Source organism: Methylobacterium oxalidis (assembly GCF_007992195.1).
GTDB lineage: Bacteria > Pseudomonadota > Alphaproteobacteria > Rhizobiales > Beijerinckiaceae > Methylobacterium > Methylobacterium oxalidis.
The window spans coordinates 1-5811 of sequence record NZ_BJZU01000197.1; the positions used below are offsets into that span (position 1 = coordinate 1).

5 protein-coding genes are annotated in these 5811 nt (G+C 58.3%); 4 read left to right on the forward strand and 1 reads right to left on the reverse strand.

All coding sequences use genetic code 11. The features are described from left to right. A partial coding sequence (locus MOX02_RS31945; RefSeq protein WP_210250422.1) for a hypothetical protein occupies positions 1-287 on the forward strand: 287 nt, incomplete at its 5' end. Between the two features lie 397 nt (positions 288-684). On the opposite strand, the gene MOX02_RS32795 is transcribed toward MOX02_RS31945, so the two are convergent. Further along, positions 685-810, reverse strand: a complete 126-nt coding sequence (locus tag MOX02_RS32795) for a hypothetical protein (protein WP_280525370.1) — start codon at positions 808-810, stop codon at positions 685-687. Positions 811-1744: 934 nt separating this feature from the next. On the opposite strand from MOX02_RS32795, the gene MOX02_RS29050 reads away from it, so the two are divergent. The 3 genes from MOX02_RS29050 (at position 1745) to MOX02_RS29060 (ending at position 5243) form a co-directional block, all read left to right on the forward strand. Continuing rightward, entirely contained in the window at positions 1745-3151 is a 1407-nt protein-coding gene (locus MOX02_RS29050; protein ID WP_147029258.1) for a sensor histidine kinase, read from the forward strand. A 1-nt stretch (position 3152) separates the two neighbouring features. Next, complete coding sequence (locus MOX02_RS29055; protein WP_147029259.1) at positions 3153-4550, forward strand: sigma-54-dependent transcriptional regulator; 1398 nt, start codon at positions 3153-3155, stop codon at positions 4548-4550. A 474-nt stretch (positions 4551-5024) separates the two neighbouring features. Then, entirely contained in the window at positions 5025-5243 is a 219-nt protein-coding gene (locus MOX02_RS29060; protein ID WP_147029260.1) for a hypothetical protein, read from the forward strand. The last annotated feature ends 568 nt before the right edge of the window (positions 5244-5811 follow it).

Below are 5811 nucleotides of genomic sequence, written 5' to 3' on the forward strand. Positions count from 1 at the left end.
GCTTAAATCCTCAGGCCAGCCCGGCACGCCAGCTCGGTCAATTCACCGACGGACAAGCGGCCGCAGTCGCCGCCCTTCAAGGAACGGACGCGTGCCATGCTGATGCCCAATCGGTGCGCCACCCTGTTCGGAGGTCGACGCTTCGCCCAGCGCTCAAGATCGCACAGCAGACTGCGTCGCCTGCTCTCATCGGCTTCCTGCTCTGCCATGTCGCAGATCTTCGCAGACCCGAGGACCACGTTCATTCTCTTACCTCACAGCATGGTCGCTCTGCGAAGTTTCTTTGAGCAGATGCGACCAGATCGACGCTGCCAGCGCGTCGGACAAAGAAAGATTTGCTGAGGAGTTTCCCTGACCTCGACTTCCAGCCCGGAAAGTCGAGTGTCAGGGCTACCAGCCTGCTTGCAGGCTGCCCGAGCGGGCCAGGAGGCGGATGCTCTGAACACGATTCGACATGACGTTACGTAAGATATTTAAGGAAGTCGATTTTGCAACCCATGGGCAACTCACGAGCAGGGGCGGGTGTCACTTGGCCGGTTGCTCACATTTCTCGTCAGTTTGGCTCATGTCTCGGTCAAAGGATGCAATACACCGTATAATCGGGCGCAGGACCTTTGCCGTCCAAAATGTAACAATAGCCTGCCTCCCATCTGGCCGGCTAAGGCTTGATGAACTTACAAGTTGCTAATGTGCTGCGGAAAGACTTGCGCTAGTGAGTTCCGGAACAGCCTGCCAGCGCCAACCATTTTGCACATCTTGTTCACTTTCTGCAAAAGCCGCAGGGGAAACGATGAACATCACGAGCATCATGACGCAGATCCGCAATAGGTAGCCTCTCGCTGTACTGAATAGTGACCTGAGCGGCGTTCGGGTCGTGGAAGGTGAACGATCGTTCTGGGTCAGGCCGGCTGCCATGGTGCTCCGTCTCGCAGGTTGGCGATCGAGATTGAGATCGGCTCCCGGGCCGTGGCGACGGGGAAGATGGCAGCCCGGTTGGGATCCTACATCAAAGGTGAGAGGAGGCAGGCGGCTGAGTCGCACCACCGGCTCAGCGCAGGGCGGCGCTCGTAGTTCGCAATGTCAAAGGTCCGGCAGTGAGCGAGATCCCGCTCGAAGGCCTCTTCCATGTCAGTGTGCCTGCGCCGGCCCTGTCGGACGAGCGGCGACGAGCGTCCGCTTCTGCAGTTGGGGGCTGAAAGCCGTCATTCTGTTGTGGGCCAAACCCGGTCGGCAACTGTGCGCCCATCCCGGTCGATCAGAGGATCCCGGCGGCTTCTCCGAAGCGGATGTTTCAGCAGCTCAGCTTGTAGGTCTGAGGCGCGCCCTGAGCCGACCTCGGGTCGGCAGGCGCCGAACCGCCGCTTGCGACCCTTCTCGAACCTTCGAAAGGTCTGCTTACCGGCAGTCTGATTGGCCTTGAACGACCGAGCCTGGCCGAAAGCTGTCGGTCCGCTTTCCGAGGCGATGCCGCAGAAGCGGACGTGACGCGGGCGGCCATAACCTCACTATGTCGCCGCCCCTTGCAGTGAACGCCGGTGGCCTTTCGCGCGACCCGCCGAATTCAATTCCCCCCGCACTCTAAGTTTCACTCCGCTGCGCATGCAGATGGTTATAGATTAGAAACTGAGCGCCTCGACGCTGCCGCGCCACTTCTATCCCCTAAAACCACGGGGATCACACATCGATTGATCTGGAAGTTCACCCAACCGGCGCGGTAGTGTCGCGTGGGAGGTGGGAACTATCCATGATGTTGGCAAGCCGAGCCGAGCCGAGGCACGATCCGATAACGCTATCAGCGTCGGAACCGCATTTCAGCCTGTTGGGATGGTTCTCAATCCTAAGCCTCATCACGATTGCTGTCATCGGCATATCCATGATGAGCTTCATGACGAATTTTCTAAAAGACAAGCTCCTCATGCAGGACGCGATCCTGAGCAGGGATTTCATCGAAGGTATTGTCGCGACGGAGAATACAAGAACTTATCTTCAGCGTCGCGAGCCAAATCACTCTCAGGCATTGCTTGACGCGTTCACTGCGCACGTGCCGACTTTTCCAGACGTCGTACGAGCCAATCTCTACGGTGTAGACCGCTCCGTCATCTGGTCAAGCAATCCGAAGCTCGTAGGCATGCGGTTCGCCGACAATCATGAGCTAGAGATTGCGCTCACCGGCCAGATCGTAGTCGAGACCGGTGAGATCGCAATCGCCAGCGGCAAGCCAGAGCATATTGGCCTGGCGTCGGCAGCCGGGCCACATAGCCGCCAGCGCTTTGTCGAGGCCTATATCCCCATCCGTGATGAGAGCGGAAAGGCGGTGCTGGCTGTCATCGAGATTTACAAACTGCCGAATGCCTTGTTCGAAGCTATCGACAGCGGCTTGCGACTCGTCTGGCTAGCAGCCGCAGGAGGCGGGATTCTCTTGTACGTCACTTTGTTCGGCATCGTCTGGAAAGCCCACACGATGATGCGCGAGCAGCGCGAGCGATTGATCGCGGCCGAGAGGCTCGCAGCAATCGGCGAAATGGCAGCCACCGTGGCGCACGCGATCCGCAATCCACTCGCTTCGATACGCTCTACAGCGGAAATCGGACTCGAGGAGGATCGAGCCGGAACCGAGGCATCGTTCAACAAAATCATGCGACAGATCGATCGTGTCGATGCCTGGATCCGCGAACTGCTGATCGGCTCGATCGGATCCGACGAGGTCCGTGAGGTCGTCGATATCGAGGCTGTAATTCGCGAGTGCCTCGACAATCTCAAGGCCGAGACGGACGTTCAGAAAATCGAGGTATCATTCGAGCCCCGCCAGACGCCCCGTCTCCGTGGCGCCCGTGTTCAGCTGGCGCGCGCCATCACGAACGTGTTGACTAACGCCGTGCAAGCAATGCCAACGGGCGGACGTCTGGTTGTTGAAAGCCATGCCACCCGCGACGGTAATCTGGAGATCGTGATTGAGGATTCCGGCCACGGCATGGGCCCTTCGCTCGCGCGAAGAGTATTCGAACCTTTCATGACAACCAAGCCGAACGGTACAGGGCTTGGTCTGGCACTAGCTCGACGGATCATCGAACGGCATGCAGGACGGATCCGCCTTGAGACGAGCGAGGGCTGCGGAACCCGCATCATCCTCAATCTGCCGCAGAGTCCTTAGGATGGGCCAGAGCATCCTGTTGATCGAAGACGAGGTCGATCTCGCGGAAAACGTCGCACGCTATCTCACGCGCCGCGGCTTTGACGTAGCAGCCGCCAGGTCGGGTGTAACCGGACTCGCGATCTTCGATCGTCAGCCCGACATTGATCTCGTCTTGCTCGATATCAATCTGCCGGACCTTCATGGGCTTCGCGTGCTAGAAGAGATTCGCCGTCGTGACCGGCAGGTAAAGATAATCTGCATAACTGGACACGGCAGCGTTCAAGTCGCTGTCGATGCCATGAAGGCGGGAGCTTACGACTATGTGGCGAAGCCACTTGTCTTGAGTGAGTTGAAAATTCTGATCGACAAAGCTTTGGGTCAGGAAAGACTTGAGAAGGCTCTTTCCTACTACGCCGCGGGCGGCTTACAGGATCAGGGTATTTCGCAGCTCCTCGGCGACTCCGTTACTATGCAGCGCTTACGGGATCGGATCAGCGCCATACTCGATGCAGAGCGCAGCCTGAGAGAGGGAGTTCCGCCTGCCGTCCTTATTCGGGGGGAGACCGGCACAGGGAAGGAACTCGTCGCCCGTGCCTTTCACTTCGGTGGATCAAGAGAGAGTGGGCCCTTCCTCGAAATCAACTGCTCGGCGCTGCCTCCACATCTTCTGGAGTCGGAGCTTTTCGGCCACGAGCGCGGTGCCTTTACGGATGCGCGAGAGCGCAAGCTCGGACTCGTTGAAATGGCACACGGCGGCACTCTCTTCCTGGATGAAATCGGCGACACTGAGCCGAGCGTTCAAGTCAAACTCTTAAAACTGCTCGAAGACCGGATGGTACGCCGCGTCGGCGGATTACGGGACCGGTCCGTCGATGTGCGGTTTCTCTCGGCGACTAACCGGCCGCTTGAAGAACTCGTCAAGGCGGGGAGGTTTCGCGCTGATCTGTATTACCGCCTGCGCGTGATCACGGTGGACATTGAGCCGCTACGCAAGCGAGACGGTGATGCTGAGCTCCTTGCAGGGTATTTTCTCAGAAGCATCGGTGCGCGCTACCAGCGGCCACACCTGCGCCTAACCGATCGCGCGCTTGGCCGCATCCGGGCACATGCTTGGCCCGGCAACGTGCGCGAGTTGCGCAACGTGATCGAACAGGCGGTCCTGAGCACCCGCGATGACGTAATCGACGAGGTGCATCTCGCTGTCCCCCCGGGCGAAACGCCGACGTTGTGCAACGAAGTCTCAGATGAGAACGCCGCCCTGGTGCAACCAGTTGTGGGGTCACTCGGCGATTTGGAAAAGAATTCCATCAGCCGCGCGCTTGACCAGACCCATGGCAACGTAACCAGAGCAGCCAAACTACTGGGCATCTCACGGGACACGCTGCGATACAGAATGGAAAAATACCGGATTGGCTGAATTGGGTGGGGCATATGACCCTACATTGGGTTATGCACCACCAGTGAAGGAGATAAGATCGGCGTCCAACATTAAATCATTGAGACAATTGTGGTTTTCATAGTACGAGTCTGTACATTTCTCTGGCCCGCCCTTTGCTCATCCCTCTTCGGAAGTGCGAAAAGCAATAGGGAGGATGCCTTGCGTGCCGATCAGCAGAACGTCGCTACGAGTGATGTTTTCTCAACCCGCAACCCAGGATGGGGACTCATCCAGCGATCGAGACGTGCTTTCCAACCCTGTGACATCTGACGCCGCGCAGCTAGGCGCCACATACTTGGGCCTGCTCTGAGAGGGCGCTCGGTGATTGTCTTCGGAACACGGCTACGTCGCCACTCAGGACAGCAGCGATAGAGGCGTGCGTCCAGCCCGCCTACTGAGGAAGCTGCGCTTGCATCAACCTCGCCAGTAAGGCTCATATCTGTTGGTGTCGCCATGAGCACGATACTGAAAAATCTCGAAGTTGCCGCTGCCCTTGCTGAACAGATTAATGCCGAGCTACGAGCGGCGGCCAGTTTATGCGAATGCAGAGGCGATCATGATTCGGCTGACAAACTCCGTCAAAAAGCCGATCGTTACTATTTTGAGAGTTCTATACTAAGAACACGGTGTGGGGTGCCTGAAACAGGCCCGTACTATCGTGGCGCAATTTGAAGCCGACTCAAGCAGGTGGTTGTGCAGGATGAGCTCAAGGATTCGCGGGGATAGCCTGCACCAACTCCGATACTGCGGTTCACGTGAACGTTGGGGAATTGCGAATGTCTTCGCATCGCTCAAGGTCAGTGCTTTCGACTATGACGGGCGCACGCAAGTTAGCTCTTCAGGAGGCCGCGGAGTACATCCGAAATTTGGATGGGAACGGACCCGGTGGGACGTACATGATTACGATCGTAGATGACGTGACTGGCGAGGTCGCGACCATCAAGGTTGACTGCGACATCTCGCCAACACCCAGCGTAACGCGGCCGTTTGCCGGAACAACGCATTGAAACAGGTAACCTAGCCGGCTGGCTTCGGACCGAGTTAATTGTGAGAGCCAGCCTGGACTGGAAGAAGTGGGTCTCGCCCGGCAGGTGCGGCCACGCTCGAGTCGGTGTCGCCGACCTAGCCGGCCCCGAACGTGCCGTCGCCGAACGCCAAGCGGCCCTCGTAGAAGCCGATCTGCAGGTAGTGCGTCATGGGATTGAGCCCTGCCGCGGCCACCCCAGGGTTAGCCGCCAGA